At 72.2% G+C, this 17,110-nt stretch carries 16 protein-coding genes, 1 tRNA gene and 1 pseudogene; 7 read left to right on the top strand and 11 right to left on the bottom strand.

The window, feature by feature from the left end:
* Window positions 1–8: 8 nt before the first annotated feature.
* The 5 genes and pseudogenes from IE272_RS12365 (at window position 9) to IE272_RS12350 (ending at window position 4,906) form a co-directional block, all read left to right on the top strand.
* Complete coding sequence (locus IE272_RS12365) at window positions 9–2,231, top strand: FAD-dependent oxidoreductase (RefSeq protein ID WP_190006852.1); 2,223 nt, start codon at window positions 9–11, stop codon at window positions 2,229–2,231.
* A gap of 26 nt (window positions 2,232–2,257) precedes the next feature.
* Window positions 2,258–3,124: an NAD-dependent epimerase/dehydratase family protein gene (locus IE272_RS12360; protein WP_229897287.1), complete on the top strand. Its 867-nt coding sequence runs from the start codon at window positions 2,258–2,260 to the stop codon at window positions 3,122–3,124.
* A gap of 70 nt (window positions 3,125–3,194) precedes the next feature.
* A pseudogene (locus tag IE272_RS12355) lies at window positions 3,195–4,298 on the top strand (aldehyde dehydrogenase family protein); the annotation flags it as partial.
* A gap of 94 nt (window positions 4,299–4,392) precedes the next feature.
* Window positions 4,393–4,683, top strand: coding sequence for an aldehyde dehydrogenase family protein (locus IE272_RS39095; protein ID WP_268254166.1), 291 nt, complete (start codon window positions 4,393–4,395; stop codon window positions 4,681–4,683).
* A complete protein-coding gene (locus IE272_RS12350) occupies window positions 4,646–4,906 on the top strand; it encodes a muconolactone Delta-isomerase (RefSeq protein ID WP_190006851.1) in 261 nt (86 codons plus the stop codon). Before IE272_RS39095 ends, IE272_RS12350 begins: the two co-directional genes overlap by 38 nt.
* Window positions 4,907–5,007: 101 nt before the next feature.
* On the opposite strand, the gene IE272_RS12345 is transcribed toward IE272_RS12350, so the two are convergent.
* Complete coding sequence (locus IE272_RS12345; RefSeq protein WP_050359152.1) at window positions 5,008–5,403, bottom strand: DMT family transporter; 396 nt, start codon at window positions 5,401–5,403, stop codon at window positions 5,008–5,010.
* Window positions 5,404–5,718 (bottom strand): DMT family transporter, encoded by a 315-nt coding sequence (locus IE272_RS12340; protein ID WP_032790916.1) that lies wholly within the window; start codon window positions 5,716–5,718, stop codon window positions 5,404–5,406.
* Window positions 5,719–5,801: 83 nt separating this feature from the next.
* Here IE272_RS12340 and IE272_RS12335 point away from each other — a divergent pair, with 83 nt between their 5' ends.
* A complete protein-coding gene (locus IE272_RS12335) occupies window positions 5,802–6,392 on the top strand; it encodes a TetR/AcrR family transcriptional regulator (protein WP_190006850.1) in 591 nt (196 codons plus the stop codon).
* Window positions 6,393–6,636: 244 nt separating this feature from the next.
* Here the strand turns inward: IE272_RS12335 and IE272_RS12330 are convergent.
* Window positions 6,637–6,724: transfer RNA gene (locus IE272_RS12330), tRNA-Leu, on the bottom strand.
* A gap of 164 nt (window positions 6,725–6,888) precedes the next feature.
* Between IE272_RS12330 and IE272_RS12325 the strand changes: the two genes are divergently transcribed.
* Window positions 6,889–8,193, top strand: a complete 1,305-nt coding sequence (locus tag IE272_RS12325; RefSeq protein WP_190006849.1) for a DUF2254 domain-containing protein — start codon at window positions 6,889–6,891, stop codon at window positions 8,191–8,193.
* Between the two features lie 42 nt (window positions 8,194–8,235).
* Here IE272_RS12325 and IE272_RS12320 read toward each other — a convergent pair whose 3' ends face one another.
* The 8 genes from IE272_RS12320 to IE272_RS12285 all read right to left on the bottom strand — a co-directional run bounded on the left by IE272_RS12320 (window position 8,236) and on the right by IE272_RS12285 (window position 17,022).
* Entirely contained in the window at window positions 8,236–9,324 is a 1,089-nt protein-coding gene (locus IE272_RS12320; protein WP_050359149.1) for a sugar phosphate isomerase/epimerase family protein, read from the bottom strand.
* A gap of 67 nt (window positions 9,325–9,391) precedes the next feature.
* Window positions 9,392–10,786: an alkaline phosphatase family protein gene (locus IE272_RS12315; RefSeq protein WP_056705848.1), complete on the bottom strand. Its 1,395-nt coding sequence runs from the start codon at window positions 10,784–10,786 to the stop codon at window positions 9,392–9,394.
* The gene (gene eboE, locus IE272_RS12310; protein ID WP_190006848.1) at window positions 10,783–11,958 is read right to left on the bottom strand and encodes a metabolite traffic protein EboE; all 1,176 of its coding nucleotides are present in this window, start codon (window positions 11,956–11,958) and stop codon (window positions 10,783–10,785) included. Before eboE ends, IE272_RS12315 begins: the two co-directional genes overlap by 4 nt.
* A gap of 4 nt (window positions 11,959–11,962) precedes the next feature.
* A complete protein-coding gene (locus IE272_RS12305) occupies window positions 11,963–12,811 on the bottom strand; it encodes a TatD family hydrolase (protein ID WP_097932419.1) in 849 nt (282 codons plus the stop codon).
* A gap of 104 nt (window positions 12,812–12,915) precedes the next feature.
* On the bottom strand, window positions 12,916–13,689 hold the full coding sequence (locus IE272_RS12300) for an EboA domain-containing protein (protein ID WP_229897286.1): 774 nt from the start codon (window positions 13,687–13,689) through the stop codon (window positions 12,916–12,918).
* Entirely contained in the window at window positions 13,683–14,555 is an 873-nt protein-coding gene (locus tag IE272_RS12295) for a sugar phosphate isomerase/epimerase family protein (protein WP_050359144.1), read from the bottom strand. Before IE272_RS12295 ends, IE272_RS12300 begins: the two co-directional genes overlap by 7 nt.
* Window positions 14,552–15,823 (bottom strand): SCO3242 family prenyltransferase, encoded by a 1,272-nt coding sequence (locus tag IE272_RS12290; RefSeq protein ID WP_190006847.1) that lies wholly within the window; start codon window positions 15,821–15,823, stop codon window positions 14,552–14,554. Before IE272_RS12290 ends, IE272_RS12295 begins: the two co-directional genes overlap by 4 nt.
* Entirely contained in the window at window positions 15,820–17,022 is a 1,203-nt protein-coding gene (locus IE272_RS12285; protein WP_179890924.1) for an inositol-3-phosphate synthase, read from the bottom strand. Before IE272_RS12285 ends, IE272_RS12290 begins: the two co-directional genes overlap by 4 nt.
* Window positions 17,023–17,110: the final 88 nt, after the last annotated feature.

The following is a 17,110-nucleotide window of genomic DNA, read 5'->3' as shown; positions in this document are numbered from 1 at the left end:
CGTACGACATGAGGAACGAAACCGCACGGCACGACATCACCGTCGTCGGCGGCGGCCTGGCCGGGGTCTGCGCGGCGATCGCCGCGGCCCGGCTCGGCCGGAGCGTCGCGCTGATCAACAACAGGCCGGTGCTCGGCGGCAACGCGAGCAGCGAGGTCCGGGTCTGGGTGTGCGGCGCGACCGGGCACGGCAAGAACCACCATGCCCGTGAGGGCGGCATCATGGGCGAACTGCTCGTGGAGAACCAGTTCCGCAACCCGGACGGAAACCCCTACTACTGGGACGCCGTGGTCCTGGACGCCGTCCGCGCCGAGCCCGGCATCACGCTCTACCTCAACACCGACGTGCGTGAGGTCGACGCGGAAGGCCCGGACGAGGCGCGGCGGATCACTTCGGTGACCGGCTGGATGATGGGGTCGGAGCGGCGGATACGTTTCGAGAGCTCCCTCTTCCTCGACTGCACGGGCGACGGTCTCATCGGCCACCTGGCGGGCGCCCACCACCGCATCGGCCGCGAGTCGCGCGCCGAGTACGACGAGCCGTGGGCTCCGGAGACGGCCGACGACATCACCCTGGGCTCCACCCTCCTCTTCTATACGAAGGACGCCGGCCACCCGGTCAAGTTCGTGCCGCCGGACTTCGCCAAGGACATCACCCGGACCTCCATCCCGCAGCGCCGCATCATCAAGGCGGGCGACAACGGCTGCGCGTACTGGTGGATCGAGTTCGGCGGCGAGCTCGACACCGTCCACGACAACGAACGCATCCGCGACGAGCTGTGGTCGGTGATCCACGGCATCTGGGACCACATCAAGAACTCCGGCGAGTTCGACGCGGCGAACATGACCCTGGAGTGGGTCGGCTCGATCCCCGGCAAGCGGGAGTACCGGCGCTTCCTCGGCGACTACGTCCTGCACCAGGGCGACATCCTCGGCCAGACCGAGTTCGCCGACCGGGTCGCCTTCGGCGGCTGGTCCATCGACCTGCATCCGCCGCAGGGCGTGTACGCCACCGAGGCAGGCGCCAAACAGCTCTACGCGGACGGCATTTACCACATTCCGTACCGCAGCCTCTACTCGGTGAACACCGAGAACCTGCTGTTCGCCGGGCGCAACATCTCCGCCAGCCATGTGGCCTTCGGCTCGACCCGCGTCATGGCGACCTGCGCCACGATCGGCCAGGCGGCCGGCACAGCGGCGGCCCTCTGCGCCGCCGGGGACGTCACCCCGCGCGAACTTCCCGTACCCACCCTGCACCGGGCGCTGCTGCACGAGGACGCCTCACTCATCGGGCTCGCCTCGACGGACCCGGAGGACCTGGCGCTGAGGGCGACGGCCACGGCGTCGTCCACCTTGCGCAGCCTGGCGGTCGAGGACTCCGACGAGCCCTGGCCCCTCGCGGCGGACGCCGGACTGGTCCTCCCCGCCGACCCGGAACTCGCGGGGGTGGAACTGCTCGTCGACGCCGACCGCGACACCGAGATCGTCATCGATCTGTACGACCCGGAACTCGGCCAGAACTACGTCCCGCGCCGGCTCGTCGCCACGACCACCCTGCCCGTCCCCGCCGGCGCCCGGCAATGGCTCAAGACCGGCCTGGACTGGTCTCCCGAGACCCCGCGCAACGCCTTCCTGGTCGTCCGCGCCAACGACGCCGTCGCCCTGCACCGCTCCGACCGCCCGACCCCCGGGGTCCTGTGCTTCACCCGCGTCCCGCTGCGCCCGACGGACGAATCGCCGCAGCCGCTGCGCGAGTGGACGGACAGCGGGCTGCTGCGCCGCACCTTCTGCTTCCGTACGGGAGAGACCTCGGCCTACTCCCCCGCCCGGGCCATCGACGGCTACGCCCGCCCGTACGCGGGACCGCACATGTGGGTCTCCGCACCACTGGCGGACGACGCGGCCCCCTGGCTGGAGCTGGCCTGGCCCGAACCGGTCACCCTGGGCCGCATCGAGGTCGTCGCCGACGACGACGTCAACGAGGACCTGATCAATCTGCACCACCACCGCACCCCCTTCGACACCCTCCCCACCCTCCTTCGCGACTACCGCGTCGAGGCGCGGGATCCTGACGGCGCCTGGCGCGTCATCGCCCGTGCGGAGGACAACCGGCGGCGTCGCGGGATCCACACGCCGGCCGCGCCGGTCACCACAGCGGCGATCCGGGTCGTCGTCGAAGCCACCAACGGGGCAGCGGCGGCGCATATCGTCGCCGTGCGCGCCCACCAGTAGAAGCACCGACTCAGGAGAGTGACCGCATGGTCGCAAGAGCGATGGTCACCGGGGCCGCCGGGCGGATCGGGCGGGCGGTCCTCGCGCTGCTCGCCGAGCGCGGGATCGAGGCGAACGCCCTGGTCCTCGACGATCCCGGTGATCTCGCGGCACGCCTCGTCGTGACCGGTGACGCGACGGACGCGACAGCCGTGCGGGCGGCTCTGGAGGGCGCCGACGCGGTCATCCACCTGGCAGCGATCCCGACCCCCGAGCGCAACACCGCGTACGAGGTCTTCGCGGGCAACAGCCTCGCCACCTTCACCGTCCTGGAGGAGGCCGGCCGGGCCGGGATCCGGCATGCCGCGGTGGCAAGCTCCTGGGGCGTCACGGGCCTGCCCTGGACGGACGCCGAGGACCCGCATCCGCCGTACGCTCCGGTCGACGAGGCCATGGCCTCCCAGGTCGCCGACCCGTACGGCCTCTCCAAGCAGGTGGACGAGCTGACCGCGCGGATGATGGCGCGGCGGCACGGGATGAGCGTGGTGTGCCTGCGCTATCCGTACGTGGGCGGCTACGAGGAACGGCTGCGCGCGCACGCCGCCCGGCTCACGGCCGACCCGGCGGCGGGGGCAAGGGACCTGTGGACGTATCTGGAGGTCCGCGACGCGGCGCGGGCCGCGCTGCTGGCCCTGGACGTACCCGGCCGCGCGGCGCACGCGGTCCACGTCTGCGCCCCCGAGATCATCGTGCCGTACCCGACCGAGGAACTGCTGCGCCGCTACCACCCCACCACCGAGCTGCGGAGCCCGCTGCCGGGCCGGGCGGCGCCGGTGGACACCTCGGCCGCGCGCAGGCTGCTGGGCTTCACGGCGGAGCACCTTCTCGATCACGGGGCGGTTCCGCCAAACTGAGACACGAAGAAGCCGGTCCCGGCGACAAAGTGTCGCCGGAACCGGCTTCTGTTCGGTCGATCGACCGCTGGTGGCCAACCGAGACAATCCTCTGGCCTGCACCGATGAGCCCCACCGGGAGTGGCAGTTCCCGGATCGAACAAGATCGGTTCCCCGGTTATCTGCCGTCAGTCATGGCGTATGCGTTGCCGCCGGCGAGGCCGCCCGCACCGCTTTCCTCGCCCCGTCCTGGGGCGCGCTTCCCGCCCACGCCCGCGCCGACCTGCTCCACCGCCTCGGCGATGTGCTGGTCGCGCACACCGAGGAACTCGCGCTGCTGGAAACCCGGGCGAACGGCAAACCCCTCACCGCCACCCGGGGCGAGGTCGGCGCGCTGGCCCGTTGGAACCGCTACTTCGCGGCCGTGGCGGAGACCATGGAGGACGTCTCCCGTCCGCTCAGCGGCACGGCGAGGGCGCTCATCACCCTGGAACCGCTGGGCGTCGTCGCCGCGCTCACTCCCTTCAACGGCGCGCTCTCCCCGGGCTCCTGGAAACTCGACCCGGCGCTGGCCGCAGGCAACACCGTGATCCTCAAGCCGCCGCGCGCCCCGGCCTCCTCGGTGCGTCTGGCCGAACTGGCCCTGGAGGCGGGGTTCCCGCCCGGGGTGATCGGCGTTGTCATCGGCGGCGCCGTAGAGGGCCGCCGGCTTGGGGCGCGCGCCGCCGAGCGGATGAAGCAGTACGTCTGCGAGGCGGGCGGCAAGTCCGCGCACATCGTCTTCGCCGACGGCGACCTCGACGCAGCCATTGTCGCGGCCCGGCAGGGCGCCTTCTCCGCAGCCGGTCAGACCTGTGTCGCGGGCTCCCGGATCCTCGTCCTGAGCGAGGTGTACGAGGAGTTACTCCGCAGGTACGGGGAAGCGGTCGGGCGGCTGCGGGTCGGCGACCCCCGCGATCCGCGCACCCACGTCGGGCCGGTGGCCTCGGCCGCGGCTCTGGAACGGATCGAGGGGTATGTGGACGACGCCCTCGCGAAGGGGGCGCGAGCCGTCACCGGCGGAAAGCGGGCCACCGTCGCCGCTCCGGCAGAGGCGGGCTTCTGGTACGAGCCGACCGTGCTGGCCGACGCCACGCCCGACCTCGCGGTCTGCCGGGAGGAGGTCTTCGGCCCGGTCGTCACGGTGCACCCCTTCGACACGGAGGACGAGGCGGTCGCGTTGGCCAACTCCGTCGAGTACGGCCTGGCCGCTGGCTTCCGGCCCCCGCGATGCGGCGCGTGCGCACCGGGTGGCGCGACGGCTGGAGGCGGGCGTGGTCTGGGTGAGCACCTACCGGCTGCCGCACTGGAGCGTGCCGTTCGGCGGCTACAAACAGTCCGGCCGGGGCCGGGAGAACGGCGTCGAGGCCGTCGCCGAGTTCCTCCGACAAAGTCCGTCATCACCGAACACGGCACCCCGGCCGAACCGTTCGGCGACTGACCCGCACCTCCCCCGCCGGGCCGCCTCCGGAATCACTCACCACCAGGAACAGGACGCGTCCCATGGAATTCCTCGTCAACATCCGGATCACCTGGCCTGAGGTCTCCGACGACGAGCGCCGCCGCGCCGCCGAACTCGCCGCGTCCGGGACGCTGGTCAGCATGTGGCGGGTGCCCGGCCGGACCGGGAACTGGGGACTGCGGCACGCGGCGGACCCCACCGAACTCCACGCCGTCATCTCGTCGCTGCCGGTCTGGCCGTGGATGGACGTCACCGTCCACGCCCTGTCCGATCACCCGGTCGACCCGGGACCGAGAGCCTGAAAGTTTGCCCGGGTGCCCGGAGAGGCACATCGGGATCCATCCGGCGGCTTTCGCCGTCCCGGGCGACCGGGCAGTGCACGCCTGGTCGCCCGGGACGGATCTCAAGGGGTCCGGTTCGGTGCTGCGGCGCTGTCGGGTCGGTCTTCCGTGCCACTGGGACGGGCTGCGTTGCCGGTCGGGCTCGGCTTGGACAGCTTGAGTCCGGCGATGCAGCCGATGATGCCGATCAGGAACAGCACTTTGAGCGTGCTCGCCGCCTCGCCGCCGGTGGCCATGGCCCATGTCACAGTGAGGGCGGCACCGGTGCCGGTCCACACGGCATAGGCGACGCCGATGGGGATGTGCTTCGCGGCGCGCGACAGGCCGATCATGCTCAGGACCAACGCGGTGAAGAACACCACGCTCGCGACGGGCTTGGAGAGGCCGTCACTGGCGCCGAGCGCGGTGGCCCATACGGCCTCCAGCACGGCACTGAGGAAGAGAATCAACCAGGGCATTCAGCTCACCGCTTTCAGTCCGACGACGCAGCCGATCAGGCCGGCCAGCAGGGCCGCGCGCAGAAGCGTCAGCCTCTCCTGGCCCCGCGCGGCGGCGACCAGGACGGTCAGGACGGCACCGATGCCGACCCACACCGCGTAAGCGGTGCCAGTGGGCAGCGAGGTCATCGCATAGGCCAGTCCCGCCATGCTCAGCGTCATGGCGACGGCGAAGACGACGGTCGGGGCGGGCCGCCGAAATCCCTGGGACATCCCCAGGGCGGTGGCCCAGACAGCCTCCAGCACAGCGGAGGCGATCAAGACGATCCACGCCATGTCCACGTTCCTCTCCATGTTTTCGTACGACTGTGCCAAAAAGACAGTAGCACGTAGTCGCACAGTCGTGCGACAATGGCGTCATGCCTCGTGTGATCGACACCGATGAACGCAACCGCCGGGTTACGGAAGCGGCGTGGAGAGTTCTGGTGCGTGACGGCATCCCGGCGCTGTCGGTGCGCAAGGTCGCCGCCGAGGCGGGGCTTCCGCCGAGCTCGCTGCGCTACACCTTCCCGACGCAGGCCAGCTTGCGGATCAGGGCCTACGAGCTGGTGGTCGAGCGCCTGGCCGAGCGGGTCGCCGCCATCGCGCCGGGCGCCAACTGGGCGCGGGCGGTCCTGTTGGAACTGCTGCCCATGGACGAGTCGCGGCGCCTGGAGATGGAGATCACCGTCGTCCTCGGCACGGCGGCGATGGCGGACGGCGCCCTGCGTGCGACACACCGCACGGCGCACCAGGCCGTGCGAGACCTCTGCGAACGGGTGGTACGCGCAGTGGGCGTGGCCCCGGCGGACGTCCGGGGCGAGACCGAGCGCCTGCACGCGATGGTGGACGGGCTCGCTCTGCACATGATCCGGCAGGGCGAGGATGAGGGCACGGACTGGGCCGTAAAGGTCGTAGACACCCACCTGGCGGATCTGAAACGGGTCCCGCCGCCGTCGGCGCTCGGGTAGGGCCCGCACCGAGTCGACGTGACGCGACGGCGGACCAGGTCGGCTGGGCCCTCGGTTCCAGCGGCCTCCCCGACACCACCCCAGAAGCCTGACCCACCCCACCCCACACATCCCGCCTTAACAGCACAAACACATCTGGCCCCCTGCGAACCCGCAGAGGGCCAGATCACGTCCACCACAACAACAAAGCCGGTCAAAGCGACAAAGTGTCGCTTTGACCGGCTTTATTTGGTCAGTTGACCGCTGGTGTCCGAGGGGGGACTTGAACCCCCACGCCCGATAAAGGGCACTAGCACCTCAAGCTAGCGCGTCTGCCATTCCGCCACCCGGACAAGGTGTCTGTCGTTCGCGGTGTGTTCCCCGCGGCGACATGGAAAACAATACCAGGGGTTCGGCGCGCCCTTCACCCGTATATCCGGTGGTCAGTGCGGTGCGGCGTGCCGGTGGGACCTCGGCCTCCCCGGTCCTCGGAGGTCCCGGGGCTACCTTCGCGTCCATGAGTGATCGCGGCTACCGCCGGCCCCGTCCGCTGTCCCCTCTGCGCGAGCATCTGCGCGACACGTTCTGGTTCGCCCCGACCATGGGTTTCGTCTGCGTGTTCGTCCTGTGGCTGGTCGCCACCGAACTGGACGACGCGATCGTCACGCTCCTCCAGCGGGAGGAGGCGTACGACGAGCTGGGGGAGCTGATCGCGTTCTCCCAGGACGCGAAGACGATCGTGACCACGATCAGCTCGGCGATGATGACGTTCATCGGCGTCGTGTTCAGCATCTCGCTGGTCGCGGTGCAGATGGCGAGCGGCCAGCTGACGCCCCGGGTGGTGCGGATCTTCGTCAGGAGCCGGATCAGCAAGCTCACGCTGACGGTGTTCCTGGCGACGTTCCTCTTCTCGTTGCTGGTGCTCTCCTCCTACGAGAGCGAGAGCGACCCGCGCCGGGTGGTCTCGGTCCCGCTGGTGCAGAGCCTGCTCATCCTGGTGATGCTCGGGCTGAGCCTGCTGCTCTTCGTCGTCTACGTGAGCGCGACGCTGCGGCTGATGCAGGTGGGGCCGGTCGTCGACCGGATCGCCCGCGACTCGTTGCGGGTGCTGGGCCGGATGCCGAGGGGGTCGCGGGGAGAGGACGGGCCGGGGCCGGAGACCGCGCGGGTGATGCACGAGGGGCGGGCCGGGGTGCTGCGGGACGTGAATACGGCGCGGCTGGTCCGGGCCGCGCGGCGGCAGGACGTCGTGCTGCGGCTCATTCCCCGTATCGGGGACTTCGTGGTGCCGGGGACGCCGGTGCTCGCCGTCCATGGCGGGGCCGTGCCGCCTCCGCACCGGCTGCGGTACACGGTCTCCGTCTCGGTGGAGCGCACCCTGCACCAGGATCTGGCGTTCGGGCTGCGTCAGCTCGCGGACATCGCGCTGCGGGCCCTGTCGACGTCGGTGAACGATCCGACCACCGCCGTGCAGTGCCTGGACCGGATCGTGCAGTTCCTGGCGGCCGTGGCGCACCTGCCGCTCGGGGCCGTGCACCACCGGGACCGGGACGGGCGGGTGCGCCTGGTGCAGGACGGTCCGGAGTGGGAGGACCTGGTCGACCTCGCCTTCGAGGAGATCCGGTGGTGTGTCGCCGGCAGTCCCCAGGTGTCGCGCCGGCTCATGGCCGGGCTGGACGATCTGCTGCTGCTCGTTCCCGAGGACCGGAAGAGGTCCCTGGTCAGGCATCGTGCGCTGCTCGTCCAGACCGTGGAGCGCACGGTGCCGGTGTCGGCCGACCGGGAGTTCGCCCTGCTTCCGGACCGGCAGGGAATCGGGTAGCCCGGCCCGCCGGAGAGACTCCGGCGGGCCGGGCTCCACCCGTCAGTCGCCGCAGCGGCCCTCGCGCAGGGAGTGCAGGTGCTCGCTCGACTTGCGGGCGAACGCGAGCGACTCGACCGGGTTGTCGTGCTCCGCCTGCCAGTGGTGGTAGGTCCGGCCGTGGTGGGTGCGCCGGGTGACCTTGGACAGGAACGTCTTGTAGTCGATGTCCCCGTCGCCCACGTCCGACATGCGGTAGCCGTCGCGGGTGGTCTCGTCGCGGACCCCGTCCTTGACGTGGAAGAGCGGGTAGCGGTTCGGGTGCTTCAGGACGTACTTCAGCGGGTCGAGCGGGGCCGGGCTGCCGTCCACGCGCTTGCTGAAGCGGAACTGGGCGCAGAACGCCCAGTAGATGTCCATCTCCAGGTAGACGAGGTCCGGGTCGGTCTCCTCGAGCAGAACGTCGTAGAGACGCACGTTCGGCTTGTCGGTCGCGAAGGAGAATTCCTCGGCGTGGTTGTGCTGGTAGAACTTCATGCCGCGCTTGCGGGCGGCCGCCCCGTAGATGTTGAACTCCTCCGCCGCCCGCTTCCAGCCGTCGACCGTGGAGCCGTAGCGGAAGGGGCCCGAGGCCGTGCCGATGTGCTTGAGGCCGAGCGCCTGGGCGTCGTCCAGGACCTTCTCCAGGTTCTGGGCGAAGGTGTACGCGCCGGGGTTGTTGTCGTCGTAGTAGCCGACGTGGCTGCCGATCGGGTTGAGTCCGTGGTCCCGGGCCAGCCGCTTGAGCTGGGCCAGGGTGATGGGACCGGCCGAGCCCTGGGTGTAGCCCGCGAGTTCGATCTCGTCGTAGCCGTACTTCTCCAGTTCGGCGAAGACCGGCGCGAAGCCCAGCGTGGAGATCTGGTCGCGGAGGCTGTAGAGCTGGATGCCGAGGCGACCGGGGGGCAGGACGGGCTTGCCCTTGCCGTGACCGTGACCGTGGCCGTGGTCATGTCCGTGACCGTTGCCGTGGCCGTGTCCCTGACCGCGGCTGTCGGCCTGGGCGCTCGCCGTGCCGATGATGGTGGCGGCGGTGGCTCCTGCGGCGACACCGAGGATGTTGCGGCGGCTCAGTCTGCGGGCGAGTTCGGTGTCCTTGGGGGTGCGGCTCATGTTCGGGTGTCTCCCTTGCTGACCTGACGGGATGAATGGTGCGGTGCCGGGCGCGTGACGGGGAATGTCAGTGCAGTCCGGCAAGCTGGAGGAGCAGGGCCTTTACTTCGGTGGCCCTGACCCGGTCGGGGAACGCGTGGGGGGTGGAGCAGAGGATGAGCGGACCTTCGTCGTCGCTCTCGGGGAGGCGGCCGTGGCTGCCGCGAATAGGCGAGGGGTCCAGGGGGACGACCGCCATGCGGTAGCGCATGCCGAGCTTCTTGCGGGCGACCGCCGAGACGGCCTTGACCCGGACGTAGGGGTCCTGGGGGTCCATGAAGAGCTCGACGGGGTCGTAGCCGGGCTTGCGGTGGATCTCGACGAGCTGGGCGAAGTCGGGGGCGCGGGCGTCGTCGAGCCAGTAGTAGTACGTGAACCAGGCGTCCTTCTCCGCGACGGCGACCAGTTCGCCGGAGCGGGGGTGGTCCAGGTGGTGCGCCTTCTTGCCCTCGTCGTCGAGGAGCTGCTCGATGCCCGGCAGGTCCGCGAGGGCCGCCCTGGTCGCTTCCAGGTCCTCGGGCCGGCGTACGTAGACGTGGGCGAGCTGGTGGTCGGCGACGGCGAAGGCCCGGGAGGCCATCGGGTCCAGGTATTCCATGCCGTCCTGGGTGTGGACCTCCAGGAGGCCCGCCCGGCGCAGGGCACGGTTGATGTCGACGGGGCGGTCGACGCGGGTGATGCCGTATTCGGAGAGCGCGACGACGGTACGTCCCTCGGCGCGGGCGTCGGCCAGCAGCGGGGCCATGGCCCGGTCGAGGTCGGCGGCGGCCCGGTGGGAGCGGGGGTCGTCGGGGCCGAAGCGCTGGAGGTCGTAGTCGAGGTGCGGCAGGTAGCAGAGGGCGAGGTCGGGGGTGCGGGTGGCGATGATGTGCCGGGTGGCGTCGATGATCCACTGGGAGGAGACGAGGTCGGCGCCGGGCCCCCAGAAGTGGAAGAGGGGGAATGTGCCGAGCTTGTCGGTCAGTTCGTCGTGCAGGGCGGGGGGCCTGGTGTAGCAGTCGGGTTCCTTGCGGCCGTCGGCGTAGTAGACGGGGCGCGGGGTGACCGTCCAGTCGGTGTCGGCGCCCATCGCGTACCACCAGCAGATGTTGGCGACGGTGTAGCCGGGGTGGGCGCGGCGGGCCGCGTCCCACAGTCTGTCGCCCTCGACGAGCCCGTTGTGCTGGCGCCACAGCAGGACGTCGCCGAGCTCGCGGAAGTACCAGCCGTTGGCGACGATGCCGTGCTCGGCGGGCATCGTGCCGGTGAGGAAGGTCGACTGGGCGGCGCAGGTGACAGCCGGCAGCACGGTGGAGAGCGGTGCCTTCGCGCCCTGCTCCCCCATGGCCCGGAGGTTCGGCATGTGGGCCAGGAGCTGCGGGGTGAGGCCGACGACGTCGAGGACCAGGAGGGGGGTGGGGCCGGGGGCGGCTTCGTCGGTCATGGCAGTTCCTTCAGGCCGAGGTCGACCAGGAGGTCGCGGGCGAGGGTGAGTTCGGCGGCGATGCCGTCGGCGAGCTGGGTGCGGGTGCGGGGACGCAGTTCGGCGGGCAGTGCCTGCCAGGTGTACGTCTCCACCTCCAGGTGCCGGGTCAGGGGCACGGGTCCGCCGACGAGCCGGGCGAGCGTGTCGCGGAGCACGGGCAGCGTCGAGGTCAGCGGGGGCGCCGGGGGTGCGTGGAGCGGTACGTGGAAGTGGGCGCGCCAGGGCGTGCTGTCCGGGAGCGCCCGGCCGGCGACGGCTTCGTCCAGGTCGTCGGTGCCGCGCAGTCCGGCGGCGGTGCGCGTGCGGGTCTGGTGCAGGAAGCGGGGTTCGGCGAACGCGGCGAGCGCGGTGCGGACCTCGGGCAGGTGGGGGTGGTCGGCGTGCAGGGCGGCGGAGAGCTGGGACTTGACGACGCGGATGCCGGCGGCGGCCAGTGCGTCGAGTGCGGTGCCGGGGTCCTCGAAGGAGGTGGCGAGGTGGCAGGTGTCGACACAGATGCCGATCCGGTCGTGGGCCACGTCGGTGAGCGGGGCGATGGCGTCGGCGGTGGTCTCGACCGTGCAGCCCGGTTCCGGTTCGAGTCCGACGCGGATGGACTTGCCGGTCAGTTCGGCCAGTGCGTCGAGGCGCTGGGCGAGTGTGGTGAGGGCGGCACGTGCGGTGCGGGCCGCCCCGAGGTCGCCGTCGTAGGGGGTGCGCCAGGCGAGCGGCAGGGTGGAGATGGTGCCTTCGGTGGCGTCGTCCGGGAGCAGGGCGGCCAGGAGGCGGGCGAGGTCAGTGGTGTGGGCGAGGCGGTCGGGTTCGGTCCAGTCCGGCCGGTAGACCCGGTACTTGACCTCGTCGGAGCCGAACCCTTCGTAGGGGAAGCCGTTGAGGGTGACCACTTCGAGGCCGCGGCTGTCGAGTTCGGCGCGCAGCGCGCGGAGTTCGGCGGGGTCGTTGATCAGGGTGCGGGCCGCGTCCCGGGCGAGCCAGAGGCCGATGCCGAGCCGGTCCCGGCCGAGTCGGCGGCGGACGGGTTCGCAGTGGTCGCGGAGCTGGGCACGGACGCCCTCCAGGGTTTCCGCCGGGTGGACGTTGGTGCAGTAGGCGAGGTGGACCGTCGAGCCGTCCGGGTGGCGGAAGCGCATCGCCTCACTCCCCGCCGCGCAGGATGGAGTTGCCCTCGTGGAGTTGATCGGGGGCCGGGACGTCGAGCTGGAGGCGGCCGCTCTGGCCGTAGAAGGCGACCGGGTTGCGCCACAGGACCTGGTCGACGTCGTCCTCGGTGAAGCCGGCCTTCAGCATGGCGTCGGCGACCTTGCGGGTCTTGAGGGGGTCGCTCTTCCCCCAGTCGGCGGCCGAGTTGACGATCATCTTCTCGGTGCCGTGGTTCCGGAGGATGGTGACCATCCGGTCCTCGTCCATCTTGGTGTCCGGGTAGATGGAGAACCCGGCCCAGCAGCCGCTGTCGGCAGCGGCCTTCACCGTCGTCTCGTTGAGGTGGTCGAGGAGGACGTGCTCCGGGGGGAGGTTCGATTCGCGGATGACGTCGATCGTGCGGTGCAGTCCGGCGAGCTTGTCGCGGTGCGGGGTGTGGACGAGCGCGGGCAGCCCGTGGTCGGCGGCGAGCTGGAGCTGGGCGGCCAGGGCGTGGTCCTCGGCCGGTGTCATCGAGTCGTAGCCGATCTCTCCCACCGCGACGACGCCGTCCTTCACGAGATAGCGGGGCAGCGCGTCCAGGACGGGAGTGCAGCGGGGGTCGTTCGCCTCCTTGGGGTTGAGGGCGAGGGTGCAGTGGTGCGCGATGCCGTATTGGGAGGCGCGGAAGGGCTCCCAGCCGAGGAGCGCGTCGAAGTAGTCGAAGAAGCTGGCGGGCGAGGTGCGGGGCTGGCCGAGCCAGAAGGAGGGTTCGACGAGCGCGCGGACGCCCGCGTCGTACATCGCCCGATAGTCGTCGGTGGTGCGGGAGGTCATGTGGATGTGGGGATCGAAGATGCGCATCAGGACTCCTCCGTGGGGGCGGGGGCTGCGGGAGCTGCGGTCGGCGGGGCCCGGTGGGCGCCCCCGTCGGCGGGGGCGGTGAGGGCTGGGGCGTGTCCGGCGGATCAGGGCCGGATAGGCCGCGGTGTCTGGTGCGGTGCATCGCAAGGCGCTGGAACGCCCTCATCGCGGAGCGATTCGGGTGTTTCGGCAACGCCGCGAGGGATGGGGCCTCCCCTGCTCGAGCGAAGCCGAGAGCTTGGGGAAGTGCCAGGCGTCGTGGACCCGGCCCTGATCCGCCGGACATGCCCTAGGACCGTGCGCAGGTCTTCGGGGACGGCGCGGCCGGCGGCGGTGCGTTCTTCGGCGAAGTCGCTGAGCATGCGGGCGAGTTCGGCGTCTCCCCGGGCCCGGTCGTCGAGCCGCGCGACGGCCGCGACCGGCACTTCGGTGAACAGGCACTTCAGTACGGCGTGCCGCCAGGCGTGCGGGTCCAGGTGGTCGGCGGCGTAGGGGCCGACGGCCGCGGCGACCAGCCGGGTGTCGTTGGCGCGCAGGGCGTCCTCGACGAGCGGGAGCGCGGTGTCGCCGAGGTCGAGGCGGTGCAGGGTGAGCAGGACGGCGCGGCGTTCGGCGGCGGTGCCCTGTTCGTAGAGCCGGGTGACGGAGGACAGCGGGGCGCGGGCCTCGACGAGCAGGAGGGAGCGTACGGAGTCGGCGTGTTCCGGTCCGCAGTGCCGGCCGGCGGCGGCGTAGCGCAACTCCCACGGCGGGGAGGTGTACGGGCCGGGGAGGTCGGGCGTGGCCGCGTCGTGGGCGGCTTCGGCGAGGGCCTCGTCGAGCCAGGCCCGGGCGGCTCCGCCGAGTTCGGCGTCGAGTTCCTTGCGGGACTTCAGCACGGGGCGGCTCCCTCGGTCGCGGTGCCGCGCGTCATGGCGTCGCGCAGGAAGTCGATGGAGGTGCGGGCCAGTTCGGGGCCCGCGTGGGAGTGGCGGGGCAGTTCGACGACGGTGAGGCCCCGGTAGTCCGAGGCGGCCAGGGCGGCGAGCACGGGCGGGAAGTCGATCTCCCCCTCGCCGAACGGGAGGTGCTCGTGGACTCCGCGCCGCATGTCCTCGATCTGGACGTGCCGGAGCCAGGGGGCGGATTCCTTGACGCACTCCAGGGGCGTCGCCTCCTCCAGGCACTGGCAGTGGCCGATGTCGAGGGTGAGGCCGAGCGGTCCCGGGTCGCCGAGGAGGCCGCGCAGGTGGTGGAAGTCGGCGAGGGTGGCGAGGAGGTGACCGGGTTCGGGTTCGATGGCGAGAGGTATGCCGGACCGGTCGGCCGCTTCGAGTACGGGGGTGAGCGCTTCGGTGAGCCGCTTCCACGCGGTGTCCGGCGAGGTGCCGGGCGGGGTGATGCCGCTGAAGCAGTGGACGGCGTGCGCGCCGAGTTCGGCGGCCACGTCGACGGCGCGGACCAGCAGGGCGGTGCGGGCGGCACGGGCGTCGGGGTCCGGGTCGAGGAGGGAGGGGCCGTGCTTGCGGCGCGGGTCGAGGACGTAGCGGGCGCCGGTCTCCACGGTGACCCGGAGCCCGAGGGAGGTGAGCCGGCGCCGGACCTGGCGGGTGCGCTCGGTGAGGTCCGGGGCCAGGGGGTCCAGGTGCATGTGGTCGAGGGTCAGGCCGACACCTTCGTAGCCGAGGTCGGCGAGCAGGCCGAGGGCGTCGTCGAGGCGGAGGTCGGTGAGCCCGTTGGTGCCGTATCCGAGGTGGAGGGTCATGTGAGGCTCACCTTCCGGGCGAGGCTGCGGGCGAGGGGGACGAGCCCCATGACGGCGAGAGCGGTGACGGGCGCCCCGGCGCGGGCGGCGAGCGCGGCCTGGAGCGGGATCATGGCCCGGATGCCCCCGCCGACCGCCCGCTGGGTCAGGGGCGGGGACGGGTTGAGCGCGGCGTGCAGGAGGGGTGGCCCGGCGGTGCGGAGGTAGGCGCCGGTGAGCGTGACGGCCAGGAGCCGGACGGGGTCGGTGACCTTCCCGAGCGGGCCTGTGTCGAGCCGCCGCGCGACGGGGCCGGCGTCGGCTTCCGCCCTCGTCGTACCGGACCGGCCGGGGGCCCGTCCCCAGGACTCCCGCAGCACCGCTGCCGCGAGTGCCGTCGTCGTGGCCAGCACCGCGAGCGGGGTGCCGGTGGAACCGCCCTGCGTCTCGTGGCGGGATACGGCGGTGACGCCGTAGGTGTGGGACCCGAGCACCAGGGCGGCGGGCAGAGCGGGCAGGCATGCGGGCAGGCCGCGGTGTGCCGCCGCGGCAACGTTGTCGGGTGCACTGGTGCCGCCCGGCGCGCGTACGCCCGTCGCCGTGGCCGTCGCGCCCAGCAGCAGGTCCAGCGAGCGGGCCGCCGCCATGGCGGCCGGGCCCGCCTTCGTGTGCTTCAGGTGCAGGTCGTAGGCCCAGACCGTGGCGGCCAGGCCCGTGGCGACGGTCAGCGCGGGGCGGCCGGCCCGGGCCGCGAGGGCGAGGCCCGCGGCGGTCAGCACCCCGGCCGCGCCCAGGGCCGCCGCCGGGCTGATGCGGCCCGAGGGGATCGGGCGGTGCGGCCGGTCCACGGCGTCCTCGTCGCGGTCGGCCCAGTCGTTGAGGGCCATCCCGGCCTCGTACAGGCACAGCGAAGCGCCGATCGCCAGTGCGGTGCCCCGGCCGGGTCGGCGGCCCACCGCCGCCGCGCCCGCCAGGGCGTCCCCGGGCACGGAGAACAGGGCGGAGACCCGCAGCAGTTCCGCCCAGGCCCGCAGGCGCTGCCGGGGCTCGCCCCGGTCGGATCCGGTGTCCGGCCGGCCCGCGGCGGTGTGCGCGCCCTGTTCCCCGGGCCGGCTCGTGGAGGGCGGTTCGGGCCTGTCCGGTGCGGGCGCAGTCCCACCCGCACCGGACAGGCTGTCTTCGGTCACGGCGGTCGGCCCGCCGTGGGAATACCCGTTCCGCCTCCCGGACGGGAGCACCGACAGGGTCGCCGCGAGGACGGCCGGGAGGGTGTTCCGTCGCCACCTCACGCCTGGGCCCGCAGCCGCTCGGCGAAGGTGAGCAAGGTGGCGTACTGCTCGGCGAGGGCCGCGGAGGTGCCGCCGTCCGGGTCCTTGAAGTAGAAGCCGAGCTCCGGCAGCGGGCCGCTGATCCCGGCCTCGTGGGCGCGGGCGAGCAGCCGTGCCAGGTCCAGGACCAGCGGGGCCGCGAGGGCCGAGTCGCAGCCCTGCCAGATGGTCTGGAGGATCATGCGGGAGCCGAGGAAACCGTCGAAGGCGATGTGGTCCCAGGCGGTCTTCCAGTCCCCCATCGCGGGCACGTCGTCGATGTGCACCTCGCCCTCGGGGGCGGTGCCGAAGGTGTCGGCCAGGACGCGTTCCTTGCCGGCGTTCTTGGCGGCCGCGGCCGCCGGATCGGCCAGCGCCGCTCCGTCCCCGCCGCCCAGCAGGTTCGACCCGGACCACGCCCGTACGGCGAGGGCCCGCTGGAGGAACATCGGGGCGAGTACGGAACGGAGCAGCGTCTGGCCGGTCTTGCCGTCGCGTCCGGCGTGGGGAAGTCCGCTGGAGGCGACGGTGTCGGTGAGCGCGGGGGTGCGCAGTCCGGTGGACGGGGTGAAGTTGGCGTAGGAGCAGCCGGCGCGCAGGGCGGCGGCGGCGTAGAGCGAGCTGGCGGGCAGCCGGGGGTCGCCGGGTCCCGGTGCGGGTTCGGTGGAGGCGACGTTGACGACGACGGTGCGGGCCAGGTCGTGGCGGTGGGCGAAGTCGGTGAGGTCGGCGGCGAACGCGGCGATGAGTTCCTGGTCGGTGCGGGTGTCGCCGGGGAGCGGTCCGCCGGGGCGGATCTCCGCGTCGGCTGCGTCGAGTTCGGCGCGTACGGCGGAGGGCAGTCCGTGGGGCAGTACGCCGCCGTCGGCCAGGGCCTCGGCCCGCTTGGCCAGCGGGCAGTCGAGGGTGTCGTGGCCGCCGAAGACCAGGCTGGTCAGGGCGGGCAGTCCGCTGTCGGCGAAGGGGGGCGTCTCGGTGACCATGCCGGTCGGCGGGTGCAGGCCCGCGGCGATGGCGGCGCAGCCCGCGGTGGCGGTGGTCGCCACGGAGCCGCGTGCTCCGATGAACCAGACACCGGTGCGGCCCGCGGTTCCCGCGGGGCCGGTGGCCTCCGAGGTGCTCGGGACGTCGGTGCGGCCTGGGGCGTCGGTTCGGCCTTCACGATCGGCGCGTGCGGTCACGGGCTGCCTCCCTGGGGGGATGTCGGGGGTGGAGGACGACGGGCGGGGGAAGGTGTGCATGCTTCCCCCGCCCGTCGTCGGCAGAGGC

The sequence above is a fragment of the Streptomyces anulatus genome, assembly GCF_014650675.1.
GTDB lineage: Bacteria > Actinomycetota > Actinomycetes > Streptomycetales > Streptomycetaceae > Streptomyces > Streptomyces anulatus.
This window is presented reverse-complemented; position numbering and strand designations above follow the sequence as displayed.

Coding starts and splice junctions, on each gene's coding strand:
- IE272_RS12345 (WP_050359152.1), bottom strand. CDS start 5,403: ATGCCCTGGTTGATTCTCTTCCTCAGTGCCGTGCTGGAGGCCGTATGG.
- eboE (WP_190006848.1), bottom strand. CDS start 11,958: ATGCGCTTCCGCCACCCGGACGGCTCGACGGTCCACCTCGCCTACTGC.
- IE272_RS12315 (WP_056705848.1), bottom strand. CDS start 10,786: ATGACCGACGAAGCCGCCCCCGGCCCCACCCCCCTCCTGGTCCTCGAC.
- IE272_RS12350 (WP_190006851.1), top strand. CDS start 4,646: ATGGAATTCCTCGTCAACATCCGGATCACCTGGCCTGAGGTCTCCGAC.
- IE272_RS12340 (WP_032790916.1), bottom strand. CDS start 5,718: ATGGCGTGGATCGTCTTGATCGCCTCCGCTGTGCTGGAGGCTGTCTGG.
- IE272_RS12320 (WP_050359149.1), bottom strand. CDS start 9,324: ATGAGCCGCACCCCCAAGGACACCGAACTCGCCCGCAGACTGAGCCGC.
- IE272_RS12295 (WP_050359144.1), bottom strand. CDS start 14,555: ATGACCCTCCACCTCGGATACGGCACCAACGGGCTCACCGACCTCCGC.
- IE272_RS12305 (WP_097932419.1), bottom strand. CDS start 12,811: ATGCGCATCTTCGATCCCCACATCCACATGACCTCCCGCACCACCGAC.
- IE272_RS12360 (WP_229897287.1), top strand. CDS start 2,258: ATGGTCGCAAGAGCGATGGTCACCGGGGCCGCCGGGCGGATCGGGCGG.
- IE272_RS12325 (WP_190006849.1), top strand. CDS start 6,889: ATGAGTGATCGCGGCTACCGCCGGCCCCGTCCGCTGTCCCCTCTGCGC.
- IE272_RS12365 (WP_190006852.1), top strand. CDS start 9: ATGAGGAACGAAACCGCACGGCACGACATCACCGTCGTCGGCGGCGGC.
- IE272_RS12335 (WP_190006850.1), top strand. CDS start 5,802: ATGCCTCGTGTGATCGACACCGATGAACGCAACCGCCGGGTTACGGAA.